A 21,386-nucleotide genomic window follows, 5' to 3' on the forward strand; every position below is an offset into this window, starting at 1 on the left:
ACAATTAAATAGAGGTTGTTGATGAATATAATAGAAAAAGTATATGATATTGTGGTAGTCGGAGCAGGTCATGCAGGATGTGAGGCGGCACTTGCAAGCGCAAGACTTGGACTGAAGACTGTAATATTTACAGTAAGCGTGGATTCCATAGCTTTGATGCCATGTAATCCAAATATAGGTGGGAGTTCTAAGGGACACCTTGTAAGAGAACTTGATGCACTTGGCGGAGAAATGGGAAAATGCATTGATAAGACATTTATACAGTCCAAGATGCTTAATGCATCAAAAGGTCCTGCAGTGCACTCTCTCAGAGCACAGGCCGACAAGCAGGAATATTCCAAAGAAATGAGGAAAACCTTGGAGAATACTCCAAATCTAAATATATGTCAAAAAGAGATAACAAAGCTTATAATAGAGGATAATGTATGTAAAGGTGTTGAAACCGTATCAGGAAGTAAGTACTTTGCTAAAGCGGTCATTTTGGCTACAGGTACATATTTGAATGCAAGATGTATATATGGAGAGGTGGCTGAATATACAGGACCGAACGGTCTAAAATCTGCAAATCATCTAACATCTTCTCTTTTGGAATACGGTATTGATTTAAACAGATTTAAAACAGGTACTCCTGCCAGAGTTGACGGAAGAACTATAGATTACAGTGTAATGCAGGAGCAATATGGAGATAATCCGGTAGTACCTTTCTCATTTGAAACCGATCCTGAGAGTATACAAAAAGAACAGGTAAAATGCTATCTTGCATATACAAGTGAAAAGACTCATGAAATAATAAGAGAAAATATAGACAGATCACCATTGTTTTCAGGTGCTATAAAAGGAACAGGTCCAAGATATTGCCCTTCTATAGAAGATAAAGTTGTAAAATTCCCTGATAAGGACAGACATCAGATTTTTGTAGAGCCTGAAGGACTTTATACAAATGAAATGTATCTGTCAGGACTTTCAAGCTCTTTGCCTGAGGATGTACAGTATGCAATGATCAGGAGTATAGAAGGTTTTGAAAATGCTGAAATAGTAAGAAACGGATATGCAATTGAATACGATTGCATAGATGCCAGACAGTTAAAAGACAGCTTGGAGTTCAGGGCTATTGAAGGTCTGTTTGCAGCAGGTCAGTTTAACGGTAGTTCAGGCTATGAAGAGGCTGCGGTTCAAGGACTTATGGCAGGTATAAATGCATCCATGAAAGTTATGGGAAAAGACCCGGTTGTAATAGGCAGAGATCAAGGATATATAGGTGTACTTATAGATGATTTGGTTACAAAAGAAAGTCATGAGCCATATAGAATGATGACTTCAAGATCTGAATACAGACTACTTCTCAGACAGGATAATGCGGATATCAGACTTTCAAAAATAGGCTATGAAGTAGGACTTATCTCAGAGGAAAGATATCAAAGGCTTCTTGAAAAAGAAAGACAAATAGATGAGGAAATTGATAGACTGAAAAATATCCATGTAGGGGCGAATGCTAAAGTACAGGAATTTTTAGTAAGAAACGGATCTACACCTCTTCAAACTTCAGCAAATCTGGCAGAAATTATAAGAAGACCTGAGTTAAATTACGATCTTACAAAAGAACTTGATGAAGACAGAAAAGAATTAAGGAAAGAAGTCAGAGATCAGGTAAATATAAATATAAAATATGAGGGCTATATAAAAAGGCAGGAATCACAGGTAAAGCAGTTTAAAAAACTCGAAAACAAGAAAATTCCTGTAGATATAGACTATAATAATGTAAACAGTCTTAGAATAGAGGCGGTACAAAAGTTAAGTAAAGTAAGACCAAGCTCTATCGGTCAGGCATCAAGAATATCGGGAGTGTCACCTGCAGATATAACCGTATTATTGGTATATCTAGAGACCTATAAGGAGAAAAAGAATGTATAATGATATGGTAAAATACTTATCGGAAAGCAATATTCTTGATGTTGATATATCTGATGAGAAAAAAGAAAAACTGTATAAATTCTATGAGATTTTGGTTGAGAAAAACAAGGTTATGAATCTTACTTCAATAACAGAAATCAAGGAGTTTACATATAAGCATTTTATAGACAGTATTGCTTTGGAAAAATCCGTAAAAGATCTCGGAAGCAAGAATTATAATATAGCGGACATGGGTACAGGTGCAGGTTTTCCGGGAATACCTTTGGCTATAGTATATCCGAATCTTAATATGACTTTAATAGACAGCCTTAATAAAAGGATAAAATTTATTAAAGAAACCTGTGAAATATTGGATATTAAAAATGTAAATGCAATACATTCAAGAGCTGAGGATATAGACAGAAATAAAGATTATAGAGAGAAATTTGATATATGTGTATCCAGAGCTGTTGCAAATCTGGCATCACTTTCAGAATATTGTTTACCTCTGGTAAAGATTGGCGGAAGTTTCATATCATATAAATCAAAGGGGTATGAAGTAGAAATTGCCGAGGCACAAAAGGCAATAAAAGTGCTGGGTGGAGAAACAGGAAATATTGAAAAGTTTGAGCTGGGTGAATACGGAGAAAGAATTTTACTTGATATAAAGAAAATAAAATCCACACCTGATAAATATCCCAGAAAAGCCGGTTTACCGACCAAGGAACCTATAAAGTAAATATATGTTTCACATGAAACATGTATTTTATCCATACAGTAATGTTTCATGTGAAACATTATACTGTATGGATTTTTTTATTGTATATATTATAGTCATAATGTATTTTTTAACATAGCAATATTTTAAGAAAGCACATATATCTCAATGATTTTAAGTTCGGTCCTTTTTAATAATATATAATTATAAATAATTGAATGATTTATAATGTGAAACAAAGTAATGTTTCATGTGAAACATTAAAAATAAAAATCTTATTTTAATGTTATCGCATTGATTAGAAAATACTAGTATGATAAAATATAAAAGTAATTATATATCGAATTAATATAAGTACAGAATTCAATTGTCGGCTTATATTATTCTATAAAATAAGGGGTTTAAAAAGTGAAAAAATACCTAAAAATTTTAACTGCTATGGTGATTTCATCCTCTACATTGATAGGTGTATCATTATTAAATAAAATTACAAAAATTCATGCAGTTTCAAAAAATCTTCTTGAGAAAGATAAAACAAAAGAGTTTGAATGGAGATTTGGAAATATAAAGTACAGAAAAAAAGGGCATGGTAATCCTATTCTGCTTGTACACTCTTTGGAGGTGGCATCATCATCCGAGGAATGGTTCAAGGTAATAGACAATCTTGCTAGAACACATACTGTATATACTATTGATTTGCTTGGTTGCGGCCTTTCTGAAAAGCCTTTTATGACATATACAAATCATATATTTTCCCAGTTAATCTCTGATTTTATAAAGGTTGTTATAGGCAAAAGGACAACGGTAATAACCAGTGGAAACAGCTCTTCTTTTGTTATTGCGGCATGTGATAATGACAGCACATTATTTGAGAAAATAATACTTGTCTCACCTGAAAAATTGTCAAACGGTCATCTTATACCGGGAAAAAGAGCCAGAACATATAAGGCAATACTCAGTACATCAATTTTAGGAACTCTACTATATAATATAGCGGTATACAAAATTAATATAAAACATAATATAAAACCGAACTTCTATAAAAAAGAAAAATTCACAGATGATATGTTGGATAAATGTTATGAAGCTGCACATAGAGGTTTATCACCAAAGTCACTATATTCAAGTATTGTATGTTTTTATACCAAGAAAAATATAAAGTTTGAACTTTCTCAAATAGATAACAGTATAATAATATTTGAGGGTAGATTTAATAGAGATTCTTCGGATATAACCAAAGAATATGTAAAGATAAATCCTGCTATTGAAACTGTGATAATAGATGGTTCCAACAAATATCCTCACATAGAGAACGAAAAGGAATTTTTAAAAGCTTTGAATATATATCTATAAAGAATGTTTCACGGGAAACATTTATTTAAAAAGATATTATATTGGAAATTCGAAAAAGGCAAGGAAATATGTAGCTCTTTTCGGACAAAATAAAGAACTAAAATAATAAGAATAAAAATGTTTCACGGGAAACATAAATATAGAAAGGACAAGCAATTGCTTGAAGGATATTATGACAAAAATTATTTCATTTGCAAATCAAAAAGGTGGTGTAGGTAAAACTACTACTGCTGTTAATCTTTCAGCTGCTTTAGCGGAGGCAGGACAAAGTGTTTTGGCAATAGATTTTGATCCACAGGGGAATTTATCAAGTGGACTTGGAATAGATAAATTAAATACGGAAAAGACTATATATGAAGTTATTATAGGTGATGAAGATATAAATGATGCCATAATGAATACCGAGGTGGAAAATCTTGATATTATTCCAAGTAATGTGGATTTATCCGGTGCGGAAATTGAGCTTTTGGAACTTGAAGACAGAGAAAGAACTTTGAGAAGAAAAATCAGTGAAATATATAAGCAGTATGATTATATATTAATTGACTGTCCACCAAGTTTGAGTCTTCTGACTATAAATGCTTTTATGGCATCTGACAGTGTGATTATTCCTATTCAATGTGAATATTACGCTCTTGAAGGATTAAATCAGATGCTTAGAACAGTAAATCTTATAAGAGAAAGACTGAATCCTACACTTGAAATTGAAGGCATTGTATTTACAATGTACGATGCAAGAAATAACTTAAGCGGACAGGTTATAGAAGGTGTTAAGAGCGTTATATCTGATGAGAATATTTTTGAAACTATAATACCGAGAAATGTTAAATTGGCGGAGGCTCCCAGCTTCGGTATGCCAATAACAGAATATGATACTACTTCAACCGGAGCACAGGCATATAGAATGTTGGCATCAGAAGTACTAAGTAAAAGCGGGAGGTAAAAATGGCAAAGAGAATGGCACTTGGAAAGGGAGCTGATGCTCTTCTTAGAAATATCAACGGAACCAAAGCGGCTATTGACGAAACAACCGACAGAAATATAGAAGAAGATGCAGGTAAAGGCTCCGGTGAGTTAATGGTGAAAATCTCATTGGTAGAGCCGAACAGAAATCAGCCCAGAAAGATGTTTGATAAGGAAAGCCTTGATGAACTTGCAAATTCGGTAAAACAATATGGAGTATTACAGCCTATATTGGTGAAAAAAGTAGGGAACAGATATGAAATAGTTGCCGGTGAAAGAAGGTGGAGAGCCGCACAGGCGGCAGGACTTTCAGAAGTTCCGGTAGTTGTCAGAGATTATGATGAGCAAAAAGCTAAGGAAATTGCTATTATAGAGAATATTCAGAGGACGGATTTGAACCCTATTGAAGAAGCTTTGGCATATAAAAGTTTGATTGAGGAATATAATTTAACTCAGGAAGAATTATCTGATAAGGTGGCAAAAAACCGCTCTACTATTACCAATTCTCTAAGACTTTTAAAACTCAGTAAAAATATACAGCAGTATATGATAGACGGGCAGATCTCTTCAGGACATGCAAGAGCTTTGTTAAGTCTTGAAGATGAAGGAAAAAGAGAATTGCTTGCTCTGGATATAATTAAGAGAAGTCTCAGTGTAAGAGATACTGAAAAAGCTGCAAAGGCTTTATCAAAAAAGAAAAAGGTGGATCTTGAAGAGTTAAGTAAGGGGGATGATGATACTGCAAGAGATTTATCTTTATTTTATAAGGAGTATGAAGACAGCATTCAGGGAGTTCTTGGAACAAAGGTGCATATAAACCAGAAAGATAAAAATAAAGGAAGAATAGAAATAGAATATTATTCTCAAGTAGAGCTTGATAGAATAATGGATATTTTTAAGACATTAGGATAAAAAGATGATAAATTTGACAATTGATAATAGAGTTTTGTTTGGCTTTATCCTGGTGGTGGCTATTTTTAACTTTATATTATTTATATCTATGGTAAAACATAGAGTAAAGTACAGAAGACTTTTCAAGAGTTATGATAATTTTATGGCGGGTAAATCTGCAAAGAATCTGGAGGATATTATAATTCTGCTTAGAAAAGATATCCGCAGTTTAAAAAGTGAAAGCAGATTAAACAGAGATGCCATAAGAGAGCTGAACAGACTTGAAAGAAACTGTCTGCAAAAAATGGGAATATTGAAATATGACGCATTTGAAGGGATGGGTGGTAAATTAAGTTTTGCACTCTGCCTTTTGGATTACAGAAATTCCGGATATATAATAAACAGTATTCACTCCAGAGAGACTACTTTTAATTATATAAAAATAGTTGAAAACGGTCAGACAGATCAGGTACTTACAGATGAAGAAAAAATAGTATTGGAGCAGGCTTTGGGCTATAGAGAAAGATAAAAATACGGCTATGAAAATCAAATTTCATAGCCGTATTTTTATATATTTAATTTATTTAATCTTTTACTTATCTCAGGTCCGATAATAGCTGCAACAGCAATTTTTATTGCATCTCCTATTAAGAACGGTACCACACATAATAATAGTGAAGCTATAAAGCCTTTTCCCTGTTGTAATGAAAACCACATTGTACCAAGGAAATAACAAATTCCAAGTCCGATTATCATCCCTATAATATCAAAGGCAATACCCTTCTTTAAATGAATAAAAACTGAACTTGCATATACTGTAAATAAAAATCCTATAATATACCCACCTGTAGGTCCAAGTACTTTTCCGATACCGCCTGAATATCCTGAAAATACAGGTAAACCGAATATACCAAGTAATAAAAATATAACTACCGATATAAGAGCTTCTACAGGTTCAAGTACATATGCGGTCAGATAGATTGCAAGTACGCCTAAAGAAATAGGTACCGGACTTATAAAAACAGGTACGGATATGGGTGATAAAATACATAGTATGGCTGTCATAAGCGATACTATGGCCATTTTCTTTATTGTAATAGTCTTTGCCATAAAAATCTCCTACTATAAAAATAAAATACAAGAAAATAATATTATAAAAGCAAACAATTGTCAACCTAAAATATAATAAAGTTAACAATTTAAACAAAACCTATTTAATAAAATGATTAATATTGAAAAAATGTTCAGTTACACCAAAGTAAAGATGAATACTGATTTGATAAAAACTTTCAGTATTCTACAAATGCAATAATAGAAAATCATCACAAAAACAGTATATGATTATTTGTAAAAACTCAAGATGAAAAATATCTGTAGTTTTTCATATAAATAATGCTATTTGCCAAAATTTATGAATTGGAACGAAAAGCATAGAATTCATTTCTTTAAAATGTTATGCTATATAAGTAAAGAAGTGTTTTAAAGAGTTACATATTATATACATATTTATGGAAATGTAGCTCTTTATTTAATGCAAAAGACTCGGTATTTAGACTTGAAACCCGGCAAATATAGGGTGATAAAATAAAAATTATGGAGGTGTATTTTGTTTAGAATTAGTAAAAAAGTAAATATTCTATTATTTATTCTAGTAACGATTCTGTTTTTGATGTCGAAATTCTTCGCTATAGAAACATTGGCTATGGGTGGTGGAACTTCAGCTACTACGAATATATCGTATGTTGAAGGAACTCAGACCACTTCTCTTCCGGGAAAGCCGGAATCATATTATTTGAATGTAACGGTATCAAGTGACACTTATACGGAACCGTATTCGATAATATATTTAAAAAGAAGTGAGTTCAATCAGCCAAGACCTGCTGATGTCTCAGGCTCTCCCACTATAAAGAATGTAGCTGTAACATGGGATGCTACATATTGGAAGATAAAAGTTACATATAATGTACTTGCACCGGGACCGATGGTATCAAATCCTTTTAGAGCAACTATGACAAGTCGTAAGTTTGCAAATGGCGAGACAGCTACTATAGAGACCAGGCTTTTTACAAAGGATGGTGTGGAGCTTGCAAACAATACAAAGCAAGTTACTGCAGAAACCTATGTTATGGGTGTAAACAGCCCTGATGATGGAACTATTAGAGGCTGGAGTAGAGGTGGAGCGAATACAAATGTAATCATATCTGATGATGAAACAGATGCAAACCACTCACATATAAAGAACGGATTTACAGATACGTGGTATACATATGCACAAAACGGTACAAAGCATGTAAATGATACAGAAATAACAGCTAGTAACTACGGTGCAGACAGAAGAAAGACAAGAACAATCCTTACTTTGCCATCAAGTATTATATGGGATCCGAGTCTACCGGATAATGCAGACTGGACATATGACCCTGTAGCGCATACCATAACAAAAGATATTGATATGCCGCCGGGTGCAATAAGCTATTTTACAAATTTTACAGCAAAACATGATGGCACTCAAAGTGTAAATGCATCCGGTTATTCAACTATTTATATACCACAGACCAATTATCTTATAAATGATGACGGTAGCGTGGATATGAGTACAGAAAGAAAATCAAGAGTTTATAAATCCTATAGATATGCTCAAAAGATTTATCTTTTTAAGTGGAATATATTACCTGAAACAGATGGAAACGGACAGAATAATGCAGGTGACAGATATGTACACTTAGGTGCTAATGACGGTAAAGATAAATGGATGATAAATGTATCACAGTATTGGGGTGCTACTCCTGTTACAGGATCAACAGTAAAGTTTAAATCAATACTTGATACACCTAATGACAGAGTGGATTTTACCGGTTATGGTTTCAGAGTCTGGGAATCAATGTTTGATGCGGCAAACCTTGCTAAGTTAAATCAAAATAAGTTGATAGGAATAAATGATGACGGTAGTGAAGAAGTTATTGCTACAAATATTAATTACACTCCTGTAACAAACAATGTTGATTACTTTAAGTGGGATACCGATCATTCCATGACAGCAAAGCATTATAAGGCAGTAAGACTTGATTTCAATGATGAGATAACTATTTCAGGTTATGCAGAAAACGCTGTCGGTTTATTCTTAGAAACTAAACTTACTCCTCAGGCAGTAACAACTATTGAAAACAGACTTGCAGCGGGACAGAACTATACAGCATATAATATAGGAAGGGTTCTTTCAAATACCGGAGACAGTATGAGAGAGGCTATAATAAGAAGACATTATCAAAGAGATTTTGCAAAAATCAGAATGGATAAGCACTCACAGAATATCAATGGTAATTCTTCGCTTACAAATGTTCAATTAGGTGATAATATAAATTATCATGTATATGCAGTTTACGATTCATTTGTCGGTGCTGATAGAACTGTGCAAAATGCAAAGGTTATATTCCTTGTCGATCCGGAGTTGGAGTTTGATAGTGCTCTGCACCATAATTATCAGGCTCAATATAGATTTACTCTAAATACCACACCACAGAGAGTGGATAATTATAAGGGTACCGGAAAAACGGCCTATGTGTTTGATTTAGATAATTTTACACTGCCAAAGAGAACAAGTACTTTCAGCGGTGTAGATAGATTGTATTTTAACTTCAAGCCTACTACCAGTCTTGAAGAGGGTGAACACACTGTAGAAGCATTTATGACATGGGATAATAACTCAACCGATGCAAGCGGATATGCTCCAAATACAGTATATTCATCTTCAACAGTGGACTTCCTTGATAAGTACGATGCTAATAACAATGGAAGTACGACTGACAGACTTTCATACCAGAGCTTTAAGTTTAACTTTATTCCGCCAAGGGCAGTTATCTTAACAAAGAAGCAAAAGCTTACTACAGAGACAAATTATAACAGTGCTATCAATGCGGAAAGCGGCGATATAGTAGAGTATAAATTATCAGCATGGAATAACTCCATTGACAATGCCAGAGAACTCAATGTAATGGATATATTCCCATATGAAAACGATAAGGAAATAGTAAAAGACGAGCACGGTAACTATGTAGCCAGAGGCTCAAAGATGTATCCTATCTTGCAAGGTCCGGTAACTGCACCTGCAGGATATACAGTTTACTATTCTACAGACGCTCCGTCAGGAACAATAGAAGCAAATGCGGCCGCCAACTGGGTGCAGGCAGGAGCAATCACAGACTGGTCAAGCGTTACTATGTTTAAGGCTGTGATGAATAATTCTTATCAGTTGGTTCCGGGAAGTACAGATGTATTCACTTATAGAGTGAAGATACCTGAGACAAAGGAACTTGAAGCAGGTTCAAGTGCAAACAACTCGGTAGCTTCATGGTATGGAAACAATCTAAACGGTGCGTCCGAGTCACTTATCTCAAAGGTTACTATAAATAAATACATCATAGCCGGTAAGGCATACTATGATGTAGATGAAAACGGAAGCTTTAATACAGGAGATATTGTAGCGGCAAACAGACCTGTAAGACTTGTAAAGGTAGACGGCGGTGTTGAGACCGTTATAGATACAATACTTACAGACAATGACGGAAACTATACATTTAAAGATAAGATAAGTACTGAAGGTGATTATAAGGTATATATCGAGACTTTAGCCGGAGATATTATCAGACCTTTAAATGCAAGTACGGCAACAATGATAGGAAATGACTTTACAAATACAGTAAGTCTTCCGTCAAAAATGAAGGAAAATCAGGTACCTGTACCGAATGTAAACTGGGTAGAACTTGATGTTCCTCTTAGAAGAACAAATACAAATAAAATAAAGAACTTGGGACTTAAGTCGGTATACACAAATCTTGTTGTAAAGCATATAAAGAGGGATGACAATACCGAACTTTCACCGACAGTAACAACAAGACAGCCAAACGGCACACCATATACAACAGCCCCTGTAACAGATAACTTCTATGAGGCGGAGACTCCTCTTCCGACAAATGCAAACGGAGAGTATGGACTTACAGATACCACAGTAACTTACTACTATGTAAGAAAGGCTGCAGGAGATGTGACAGTGCATCACTATGAGGAGAACTCTACAACAGAGCTTGCAACCACGGTAGTACAGCCCGGAGCAAATAAGCTGGGACTGGCATATACTACAAATGAGGAAACCATAAATAATTATGAGTTGGTAGCCCAACCGGCAAATAAGAACGGAACCTTCACAGCAGCAGCTCAGACAGTGGATTACTACTATAGAAGAAAGAATGCAGGAAATATAACAGTTAAGTACTTAGAATCAGGAACAAATACTCAGTTACATGCAGATAAGATACTTGACGGAACAAAGAAGCTTGGACTTACGTATTCGGAGAGTGCCGAGACAATAGCAAACTTTGACCTTGATACAACAAATCTTCCGACAAATGATAACGGAGTATATACTACAGCACCTATAACAATCACTTATTACTATAAGAGACAGGATGCGGGAAATGTAGTGGCAAAGTATTTAGAGGATACAACAAATACGGTACTTGCAACTGAAGAGACCCAAAACGGAGCAGGAAAGCTTGGACTCCCATATACTACAGTAGCAAAAACGGTAGCAAACTATGAGTTGACAGCAAATCCTGCAAATGCGACAGGAACCTTTACTACAACAGAGCAGACAGTAACCTATGTATATAGAAGAAAGAATGCTGCAAATGTAATAGTAAAGCATCTGGAGCAGGGAACTAATGCGGTGCTTTATCCTAATGAGTTGTTGGACGGAACAGGAAAACTTGGATTACCGTACACAACACAGGCAAGAACAACGGCACAGCTTCCAAACTATGAATTGGTAGCGGGAGTTCCTGCATCGGTAACGGGAAGCTATATAGAGCAGGCAACCCCTGTAGAGATAATATATCTTTATAAGAGACAGGATGCAGGTGATGTAACGGCAACCTATGTAGATGATATAACAGGTGATGTACTTCACGCCCCTGAGGTACAAAGCGGTACAAATAAGCTTGGTCTTGCTTATGATACAGATCAAAAGAGCTTTGCAAACTATGATTTAATAGCAGTACCTACAAACAAGAGTGGAACATTTACTACAACACCGGTATTGGTAGAGTACAAATATAAGCGTGGAGATGCTGCAAATGTAAGAGTAAAGCATATAAATGCAATAACAGGAGCAAGTCTTGCACCTGATGAAGTATTAAGCGGAACCGGAAGACTTGGACTTACTTATACAACAGCAGCAAAGACGGTTGCAGATTTGCCAAACTATGAGCTTGTAGGCGGTATGCCTGCAAATGCAACAGGAACATACCAAACAGGAGCGGAAATAGTAGTAACCTATCGTTATCAGAGAGAGAATGCAGGAAATGTAATAGCAACATATACTGATGAAGCTGACGGAAGCGCACTTCATGCCCCTGTAGGACAAAGCGGAGACGGAATGCTCGGACTCCCATATGATACGGAGGTAAAGACATTTGCAGACTATGACTTGGTAGCTCTACCTACAAACAAAGCAGGCACCTTCTCAAATACAAATGTAACGGTATCATATGTATACAGAAGAAGAGATGCCGGAGATGTAACTGTAAATCATATAGAGGTTGGAACAGGTGATGTATTATATGCCTCTACAATACTTAACGGTACAAGAAAGCTTGGCTTACCATACAGTACAAACAGTGAAAACATAAATCTATACGATCTTATAACAGTACCTGCAAATGCAACAGGAGTATTTAGTGTAGGAGCCCAGACAGTAAACTACGAGTATGCAAGAAAGAATGCGGGAGATGTAACAGTACATCATATATCAAAGTATGACGGAAGTGATCTTATAGCAAATGAAGTACTTGACGGAAGCAGAAAGCTTGGTCTTGCCTACAGCACAAGTATGGCTACAATACCTGACTATGAGATATTTAGCCTACCTGCAAATGCGAACGGAGTATATACAACTTCAAGCCAGAATGTAACTTATGTATATAAGAGAAAGGATGGAGGAGAAGTAAAAGCCGTATATGTAGATGAGGCGGGAGTAGAGCTTGCAAATGCTGAGAATATATCAGGAGTGGAAAATGCAGGTCTACCATATACAACAACAGCAAAAGCAATAGCTCACTATGAACTTATAAGTATGCCTGCAAATGCAAGCGGAGTAATAACATCAAGTCCACAGACAGTAACTTATACATATAGAAGAAAGAACGGAGGAAACATAAAAGTATTCTATGTGGATGAGGAAAGCGGAGAAGACTTGGTTTCACCAAAGGTAATAGAGGGAGCAGGAAAGCTTGGCCTTAACTATACAACAGATGTAGAAACAATAGAAAATCTTGATCTAATCAGTATGCCTGCAAATGCAAGCGGAGTATTTACTGAGGATGAGCAAACAGTAGTGTATGTATATAGAAGAAAGAATGCCGGAAATGTAACAATTCATTATGTAGATCCTGCAGGAAGAAGCTTAAGTGCGGATGATGTATTAAACGGAAGCAGAAAGCTCGGCTTACCATACAGTACAAGTGCAATAGAGATAAACGGCTATCACTTCTTAAGATCGGAAGGAAATACGGACGGAATCTTTAGAGTGGATGATCAGGAAGTAACCTATGTATACTTAAAGGATCCAAGTGTAATCATAATACCGAACCCTCTGATACCTGCAACCCCAAGCAATGTAACAATACCGGGAGACAGAAACAATGATTACATCATAAGACCGAACAGAGCGACACCGTCAACAGCAACAAGATCAAATGCAGGAAGAGGCGGAAGCGGAAGTTCCGGAGGATCTTCAAATGCAAATATAAGAGCTGAAAGAGTGGTACAGCTTATAGACTCAGGAATAAAGAAAGAGAATCCTGAAGCTAAACCTATAGAAACTCCAAATGCACAGCCTGCAACCGTAGACAGACAGGTTGTTGCAAAAGGAAGTGCAGTAGGAAGAGAGAAGCTGCCTGTACCGAAGACCGAAGACAGAAACAATATATATATTTATCTGTTGATGCTTACATTATCTTTGACGGCCTTTGCAAGAGTAAAAAATAAGGAAGACTAAATCAAAAAATGAGTCCCGATGGAAACATCGAGACTCTATTTTTTTAATGTCAGAATAAATCACTATGAGTTCCTGTTCTTGTAAGATATAAAATCAACTCATCATCTAATATTTCATAAATTAAAAGCCAATCAGGAGTTATATGACATTCTCTGCATCCTTTATAATTTCCGCTCAAATAATGGTCTTTATATTTTGGCGGAAGAGATTCCCCATTTGCCAAAATATTAAGAACAGTTGTTAAAAGAGAAATGTCGTAGCCTCGTTTTTGAGCTTTCTTTAAGTCTTTTTGAAATTTTGTAGATGGCCTTATCTTATACATCAAGCAAATCCCTCATCATTTCATCAACAGTGTTATAAGTTTTTCCGATTTTGGGATCCGACTTCATTTTTTGAACTTCTTCAATTGCCGCAATTGTTTCCGCATTTGGTATGCCATAATCAATAACACTCTGCATATATCTGACTATATTCCCTTTTACATTTTCACCGTTTCCGGTAATGATACTTTTAAAGGCATTATAAACATCTCGATCCATGGAAAAGGAACAAGTAACGGTATTATTATTCTTCATAGTCAAAAACTCCTTTAAATTACTTAGTAAGTATACTTAGTAATCTAAGTATATAATTATAAAATCAAATGTCAATATGAATACTGATTTGATAAAAACTTTCAGTATTATAGAACTCCGAGAATAGAAAATCATCACAAAAAAGAATATATGATTATTTGTAAAAACTTCGGATAAAAAATATTTGAGGTTTTTTATATAAATAATGCTATTTGTCAAAATTTATGAATGGGAACGAAAAGCATAGAAATCATTTCTTTAAAATGTTATACTACATAAGTAAAGAAGTGTTTTAAAGAGTTACATATTATATGCATATTTATGGAAATGTAGCTCTTTATTTAATGCAAAAGACTCGGTATTTAGACTTGGTGATCGGAAAATATAGAGTGATAAAACAAAAACTTATGGAGGTGTATTTTGTTTAGAATTAGTAAAAGAGTAAATATTCTATTGTTTACACTGGTAACAATTCTGTTTTTGATGTCGAAATTTTTCGCCATTGAAACATTGGCAACAGGTGGTGGAACTTCCGCTACTACGAATATATCGTATGTTGAAGGAACTCAGACCACTTCTCTTCCGGGAAAGCCGGAATCATATTATTTGAATGTAACCGTGTCAAGTGACACTTATACGGAACCGTATTCAATAATAACTTTAAAAAGAAGTGAGTTTAATCAGCCAAGCGTTGCGGATGTCTCAGGCTCTCCTACTATAAAGAATGTGTCTGTGACATGGGATGCTACATATTGGAAGATAAAGGTGACATATAATATACTTGCACCGGGGCCGATGGTATCTAACCCTTTCAGAGCAACCATGATAAATGGTAAGTTTGCAAAGGGCGAGACCGCCACTATAGAGACCAGACTTTATACAAAGGATGGTGTAGAACTTGCAAATGATACAAAGCAAGTTACTGCAGAAACCTATGTTATGGGTATAAACAGTCCGGATAACGGTACAATCAATGGATGGAGCAGGGGTGGTACAGATGCCAATGTAGCAGTATCAGATGATGAGACGGATGCAAGCCATACACATATAAAGAACGGATTTACAGATACATGGTATTCATATGCACAAAACGGTACAAAGCATATACATGATACAGAGATAAACGGTAATAACTATGGTGTGGATAGAAGAAAGAAAAGAACTGTTTTGACTTTGCCATCAAGCATAGTATGGGATCCAAGTCTACCTGATAATGCAAACTGGACCTATGATCCGGTAAATCATACCATTACACAGGATGTAACTATGAATGTAGGTGCATTAAGCTATTTATTAAAGTTTACTGCAAAGCATAACGGTACACAGAGTGTAAACGGAACAAATTATACCACGGTTAATATACCGCAGACTACATATCTTATAAATGATAACGGTACTGTGGATATGAGTACAGAGAGAAAGTCATTTGTTTATAAAACTTACAGGTATGTACCTAAGCTTTATATTTATAAGAGAAATATATTCCCTGAGACAACAGAGAACGGTCAGACAAAGGCAGTTGTTACAGGTGATAGATATGTACATTTAGGTGATAATGGCGGTAAGGATAAGTGGATAATCAATGTGGCACAGTACTGGGGTACTACGCCGGTAACAGGTTCTACAACAAAGTTTAAGTCTATAAAAGATGTACCAAATGAAAAAGTAGAGTTTACAGGCTATGGTATCAGAGTTTGGGAAGACAGATTTGATGCGGCAAATTTGGCAAAGCTAAATCATAATAAACTTATAGGAATAAATGATGACGGTAGTGAAGAAGTAATTGCTACAAATATAAACTATACTCCTGTAACAGATACAAATGAATTTTTTGCATGGAATACAGAGCATAGTATGACAGCCAAGTATTATAAAGCTATAAGACTTGACTTTGATGATGAAATAACCATATCAGGTTATGCTGAAAATGCTATCGGACTTTTCGTAGAGTCCAAGCTTACAGCACCTGTTGTTACAACTATAGAAAACAAGTTGGCAATAGGACAGAATTATACTGTGTACAATAGGGCATATGCTTTATCAAATACAGGTTCTGTAATAAGAGAAAATCTTATCAGAAGACATTATAAGAATGATACGGCACAGTTGAGATTGGATAAGCATTCTCAAAACATTCAGGGAAATCCGTCAGTTACAAACGCACAACTGGGAGATACCATACGTTATCATGTGGTACCTACATATTATTCATCTCTTGGGACAGAGAGAACCGTACAAAACGGTAAACTTATATTCCTGGTAGATCCTGAGTTGGAGTTTGAAAGTGCATTGCACCATCCATATCAGGCTCAATATAGATTTACCCTAAATACCACACCACAGAGAGTGGATAATTATAAGGGTACCGGAAAAACTGCCTATGTGTTTGATTTGGATAATTTTACTTATCCAAAAGGTGAGGCTTGGGGAGTGGATAGATTATATATAGATTTTAAACCTACCACAAGTCTTGAAGAGGGTGAGCATACTGTAGAAGCATTCCTTAGTTGGGATAATAACTCAACCGATGCAAGCGGATATGCTCCAAATACAGTATATTCCAGTGCAACTGTGGATTTCCTTGATAAGTATGATGCTAATAATAACGGAAGTACCACAGATAGACTTTCATACCAGAGTTTTAAGTTTAACTTTATACCACCAAGGGCAGTTATCTTAACAAAGAGGCAAAAGCTTACTACAGAAACAAACTATAGTGCAGCTATCAATGCAGAGAGCGGCGATATAGTAGAATATAAATTATCAGCTTGGAATAACTCCATAGATAATGCGAGAGCTCTCAATGTAATGGATATATTCCCATATGAAAATGATAAGGAAATAGTAAAGGATGAGCATGGAAACTATATAGCCAGAGGCTCAAAGATGTATCCTATATTGCAAGGGCCTGTGACTGCACCTGCAGGCTATACAGTTTACTATTCTACTGATGCACCTGCAGGAACTATTGAAGCGAATGTGGCAGCCAACTGGGTGCAGGCAGGAGCTATCACAGACTGGTCAAGTGTTACTATGTTTAAGGCTGTGATGAATAATTCTTATCAGTTGATTCCGGGAAGTACAGATGTATTCACTTATAGAGTGAAGATACCTGAGACTAAGGAACTTGAAGCAGGTTCAAGTGCAAACAACTCAGTAGCATCATGGTATGGAAACAATCTAAACGGTGCTTCAGAGTCACTTATCTCAAAGGTAACTATAAACAAATATATCATAGCCGGTAAGGCATACTATGATGTAGATGAAAACGGTAGCTTTAATACCGGAGATATTGTAGCAGCAAACAGACCTGTAAGACTTGTAAAGGTAGACGGCGGTGTTGAGACTGTTATAGATACAATACTTACAGACAATGACGGAAACTATACATTTAAAGATAAGATAAGTACAGAGGGTGATTATAAGGTATATATCGAGACTTTAGCAGGAGATATTATCAGACCTTTAAATGCAAGTACGGCAACAACGATAGGAAATGACTTTACAAATACAGTAAGTCTTCCGTCAAAGATGAAGGAAAATCAGGTTCCTGTACCGAATGTAAACTGGGTAGAACTTGAAGTTCCTCTTACAAGAACAAATACAAGTAAAATAAAGAATCTGGGACTTAAGTCTGTATATACAAATCTTGTTGTAAAGCATATAAAGAGGGAGGACAATACCGAACTTTCACCGACAGTAACAACAAGACAGCCAAACGGCACACCATATACAACAGCCCCTGTAACAGATAACTTCTATGAGGCGGAGACTCCACTTCCGACAAATGCAACCGGAGAGTATGGACTTACAGATACCACAGTAACTTACTACTATGTAAGAAAGGCTGCGGGAGATGTGACAGTACATCACTATGAGGAGAACTCTACGACAGAGCTTGCAACAACAGTGGTACAGCCCGGAGCAAATAAGCTTGGTTTAGCATACACTACAAGTGAAGAGACCATAAATAATTATGAGTTGGTAGCCCAGCCGGCAAATAAGAACGGAACCTTCACAGCAGCAGCTCAGACAGTGGATTACTACTATAGAAGAAAGAATGCAGGAAATATAACAGTTAAGTACTTAGAAGTAGGTAGCAATGCCCAGCTACATGCGGATAAGATACTGGACGGAACAAAGAAGCTTGGACTCCCATATTCAGAGAGTGCAGAAACTATAGCAAACTTTGACCTTGATACTACAAATCTTCCGACAAATGATAACGGAGTATATACTACAGCACCGATAACCATAACTTATTACTATAAGAGAAAGGATGCGGGAAATGTAGTAGCAAAGTATCTGGAGCAGGGAACAAATGTAGCCCTAACAGCAGATGAGACACAAAACGGAGCAGGAAAGCTTGGACTCCCATATACTACAGTAGCAAAAACGGTAGCAAACTATGAGTTAACAGCAAATCCTGCAAATGCTACAGGAACCTTTACTACAACAGAGCAGACAGTAACCTATGTATACAGAAGAAAGAATGCGGCAAATGTAATAGTAAAGCATCTTGAGCAGGGAACAAACGCAGTGCTTTATCCTGATGAGGTGTTGGACGGAACAGGAAAACTTGGATTACCGTACACAACACAGGCAAGAACAACGGCACAGCTTCCAAACTATGAATTGGTAGCGGGAGTTCCTGCATCGGTAACGGGAAGCTATATAGAGCAGGCAACCCCTGTAGAGATAATATATCTTTATAAGAGACAGGATGCAGGTGATGTAACGGCAACCTATGTAGATGATATAACCGGAGCTGTACTACATGCCCCTGTAGTACAGTCAGGAACAAATAAGCTTGGATTAGCATATGATACAGATCAAAAGAGCTTTGCAAACTATAATTTAATAGCAGTACCTACAAACAAGAGTGGAACATTTACTACAACACCGGTATTGGTAGAGTACAAATATAAGCGTGGAGATGCTGCAAATGTAAGAGTAAAGCATATAAATGCAATAACAGGAGCAAGCCTTGCACCTGATGAAGTATTAAGCGGAACCGGAAGACTTGGACTTACTTATACAACAGCAGCAAAGACAGCCGCAGATTTGCCAAACTATGAGCTTGTAGGCGGTATGCCTGCAAATGCAACAGGAACATACAGTTCAGGAGCGGAAATAGTAGTAACCTATCGTTATCAGAGAGAGAATGCAGGAAATGTAATAGCAACATATACTGATGAAGCTGACGGAAGTGCACTACATGCCCCTGTAGGACAAAGCGGAGACGGAATGCTTGGACTCCCATATGATACGGAGGTAAAGAGCTTTGCAGACTATGACTTGGTAGCTCTACCTGCAAATAAGTCAGGCACCTTCTCAAATACAAATGTAACGGTATCATATGTATACAGAAGAAGAGATGCCGGAGATGTAACTGTAAATCATATAGAGGTTGGAACAGGTGATGTATTATATGCATCTACAATACTTAACGGTACAAGAAAACTTGGCTTACCATACAGTACAAACAGTGAAAACATAAATCTATACGATCTTATAACAGTACCTGCAAATGCAACGGGAGTGTTTAGTGTGGGAGCCCAGACAGTAAACTACGAGTATGCAAGAAAGAATGCGGGAGATGTAACAGTCCATCATATATCAAAGTATGACGGAAGTGATCTTATAGCAAATGAAGTACTTGACGGAAGCAGAAAGCTTGGTCTTGCCTACAGCACGAGTATGGCTACAATACCTGACTATGAGATATTTACTTTACCTGCAAATGCGAACGGAGTATATACAACTTCAACTCAGAATGTAACTTATGTATATAAGAGAAAGGATGGAGGTGAAGTAAAAGCCGTATATGTAGATGAGGCGGGAGTAGAGCTTGCAAATGCTGAGAATATATCAGGAGTGGAAAACGCAGGCCTCCCATATACAACAACAGCAAAGACAATAGCTCACTATGACCTTATAAGTATGCCTGCAAATGCAAGCGGAGTAATAACATCAAGTCCACAGACAGTAACTTATACATATAGAAGAAAGAACGGAGGAAACGTCAAAGTATTCTATGTGGATGAGGAAAGCGGAGAAGACTTGGTTTCACCAAAGGTAATAGACGGAGCAGGAAAGCTGGGACTTAACTATACAACAGATGTAGAAACAATAGAAAACCTTGATCTAATCAGTATGCCTGCAAATGCAAGCGGAGTATTTGTAGAAGATGAGCAGACAGTAGTGTATGTATATAGAAGAAAGAATGCAGGAAATGTAACAATCCATTATGTAGATCCTGCAGGAAGAAGCTTAAGTGCGGATGATGTATTAAACGGAAGCAGAAAGCTCGGATTACCATACAGTACAAGTGCAATAGAGATAAACGGCTATCACTTCTTAAGATCGGAAGGAGATACGGACGGAATCTTTAGAGTTGATGATCAGGAAGTAAGATATGTATACTTAAAGGATCCAAGTGTGATCATAATACCGAACCCTTTGATACCTGCAACCCCAAGCAATGTAACAATACCGGGTGACAGAAACAATGATTACATCATAAGACCGAACAGAGCGACACCGTCAACAGCAACAAGATCAAATGCAGGAAGAGGCGGAAGCGGAAGTTCCGGAGGATCTTCAAATGCAAATATAAGAGCTGAAAGAGTGGTACAGCTTATAGACTCAGGAATAAAGAAAGAGAATCCTGAAGCTAAACCTATAGAAACTCCAAATGCACAGCCTGCAACCGTAGACAGACAGGTTGTTGCAAAAGGAAGTGCGGTAGGAAGAGAGAAGCTGCCTGTACCGAAGACAGAAGACAGAAACAATATATATATTTATCTGTTGATGCTTACATTATCTTTGACGGCATTTGCAAAGGTAAAGAATAAGGAAGACTAAATCTTTTAAATAAGTCTCGGCTGAAAGGTCGGGACTTATTGTTACATTGTAAGAAAATAGTCAGATTTATCACCGGTAA

The 21,386-nt window shown here is 36.4% G+C and carries 11 protein-coding genes; 8 read left to right on the top strand and 3 right to left on the bottom strand.

What is annotated here, in order from left to right; genetic code table 11:
• The first annotated feature begins 21 nt into the window (after positions 1-21).
• The 6 genes from mnmG to SBH76_RS11455 all read left to right on the top strand — a co-directional run bounded on the left by mnmG (position 22) and on the right by SBH76_RS11455 (position 6,344).
• On the top strand, positions 22-1,911 hold the full coding sequence (mnmG, locus tag SBH76_RS11430; protein WP_317977893.1) for a tRNA uridine-5-carboxymethylaminomethyl(34) synthesis enzyme MnmG: 1,890 nt from the start codon (positions 22-24) through the stop codon (positions 1,909-1,911).
• Positions 1,904-2,629 carry a 16S rRNA (guanine(527)-N(7))-methyltransferase RsmG gene (gene rsmG / locus SBH76_RS11435; RefSeq protein WP_034211191.1) on the top strand — a complete coding sequence of 242 codons (726 nt, stop codon included), beginning with the start codon at positions 1,904-1,906 and terminating at the stop codon, positions 2,627-2,629. Before mnmG ends, rsmG begins: the two co-directional genes overlap by 8 nt.
• Before the next feature lie 387 nt (positions 2,630-3,016).
• Positions 3,017-3,961, top strand: a complete 945-nt coding sequence (locus tag SBH76_RS11440) for an alpha/beta fold hydrolase (protein WP_317977894.1) — start codon at positions 3,017-3,019, stop codon at positions 3,959-3,961.
• Positions 3,962-4,133: 172 nt separating this feature from the next.
• The gene (locus SBH76_RS11445) at positions 4,134-4,904 is read left to right on the top strand and encodes a ParA family protein (protein WP_317977895.1); all 771 of its coding nucleotides are present in this window, start codon (positions 4,134-4,136) and stop codon (positions 4,902-4,904) included.
• 2 nt (positions 4,905-4,906) lie between these two features.
• The gene (locus SBH76_RS11450; RefSeq protein ID WP_317977896.1) at positions 4,907-5,836 is read left to right on the top strand and encodes a ParB/RepB/Spo0J family partition protein; all 930 of its coding nucleotides are present in this window, start codon (positions 4,907-4,909) and stop codon (positions 5,834-5,836) included.
• Between the two features lie 4 nt (positions 5,837-5,840).
• Positions 5,841-6,344, top strand: a complete 504-nt coding sequence (locus SBH76_RS11455; protein ID WP_007594907.1) for a DUF4446 family protein — start codon at positions 5,841-5,843, stop codon at positions 6,342-6,344.
• A 38-nt stretch (positions 6,345-6,382) separates the two neighbouring features.
• Here the strand turns inward: SBH76_RS11455 and SBH76_RS11460 are convergent, their stop codons facing one another.
• Positions 6,383-6,925 (bottom strand): biotin transporter BioY, encoded by a 543-nt coding sequence (locus SBH76_RS11460; RefSeq protein WP_007594905.1) that lies wholly within the window; start codon positions 6,923-6,925, stop codon positions 6,383-6,385.
• A 496-nt stretch (positions 6,926-7,421) separates the two neighbouring features.
• Here SBH76_RS11460 and SBH76_RS11465 point away from each other — a divergent pair, with 496 nt between their 5' ends.
• The gene (locus SBH76_RS11465; RefSeq protein WP_317977897.1) at positions 7,422-13,865 is read left to right on the top strand and encodes a MucBP domain-containing protein; all 6,444 of its coding nucleotides are present in this window, start codon (positions 7,422-7,424) and stop codon (positions 13,863-13,865) included.
• 49 nt (positions 13,866-13,914) lie between these two features.
• Here the strand turns inward: SBH76_RS11465 and SBH76_RS11470 are convergent, their stop codons facing one another.
• Positions 13,915-14,187, bottom strand: a complete 273-nt coding sequence (locus SBH76_RS11470; RefSeq protein ID WP_317977898.1) for a type II toxin-antitoxin system YafQ family toxin — start codon at positions 14,185-14,187, stop codon at positions 13,915-13,917.
• Positions 14,180-14,440 (bottom strand): hypothetical protein, encoded by a 261-nt coding sequence (locus tag SBH76_RS11475; protein WP_317977899.1) that lies wholly within the window; start codon positions 14,438-14,440, stop codon positions 14,180-14,182. The genes SBH76_RS11470 and SBH76_RS11475 overlap by 8 nt, the downstream gene beginning before the upstream one ends.
• Before the next feature lie 420 nt (positions 14,441-14,860).
• Here SBH76_RS11475 and SBH76_RS11480 point away from each other — a divergent pair, with 420 nt between their 5' ends.
• A complete protein-coding gene (locus SBH76_RS11480; protein WP_317977900.1) occupies positions 14,861-21,307 on the top strand; it encodes a MucBP domain-containing protein in 6,447 nt (2,148 codons plus the stop codon).
• The last annotated feature ends 79 nt before the right edge of the window (positions 21,308-21,386 follow it).

It is taken from the genome of Lachnoanaerobaculum sanguinis (assembly GCF_033242365.1).
Lineage (GTDB): Bacteria > Bacillota > Clostridia > Lachnospirales > Lachnospiraceae > Lachnoanaerobaculum > Lachnoanaerobaculum sanguinis.

Coding starts and splice junctions, on each gene's coding strand:
- rsmG (WP_034211191.1), top strand. CDS start 1,904: ATGTATAATGATATGGTAAAATACTTATCGGAAAGCAATATTCTTGAT.
- mnmG (WP_317977893.1), top strand. CDS start 22: ATGAATATAATAGAAAAAGTATATGATATTGTGGTAGTCGGAGCAGGT.
- SBH76_RS11455 (WP_007594907.1), top strand. CDS start 5,841: ATGATAAATTTGACAATTGATAATAGAGTTTTGTTTGGCTTTATCCTG.
- SBH76_RS11450 (WP_317977896.1), top strand. CDS start 4,907: ATGGCAAAGAGAATGGCACTTGGAAAGGGAGCTGATGCTCTTCTTAGA.
- SBH76_RS11460 (WP_007594905.1), bottom strand. CDS start 6,925: ATGGCAAAGACTATTACAATAAAGAAAATGGCCATAGTATCGCTTATG.
- SBH76_RS11445 (WP_317977895.1), top strand. CDS start 4,134: ATGACAAAAATTATTTCATTTGCAAATCAAAAAGGTGGTGTAGGTAAA.
- SBH76_RS11470 (WP_317977898.1), bottom strand. CDS start 14,187: ATGTATAAGATAAGGCCATCTACAAAATTTCAAAAAGACTTAAAGAAA.
- SBH76_RS11475 (WP_317977899.1), bottom strand. CDS start 14,440: ATGAAGAATAATAATACCGTTACTTGTTCCTTTTCCATGGATCGAGAT.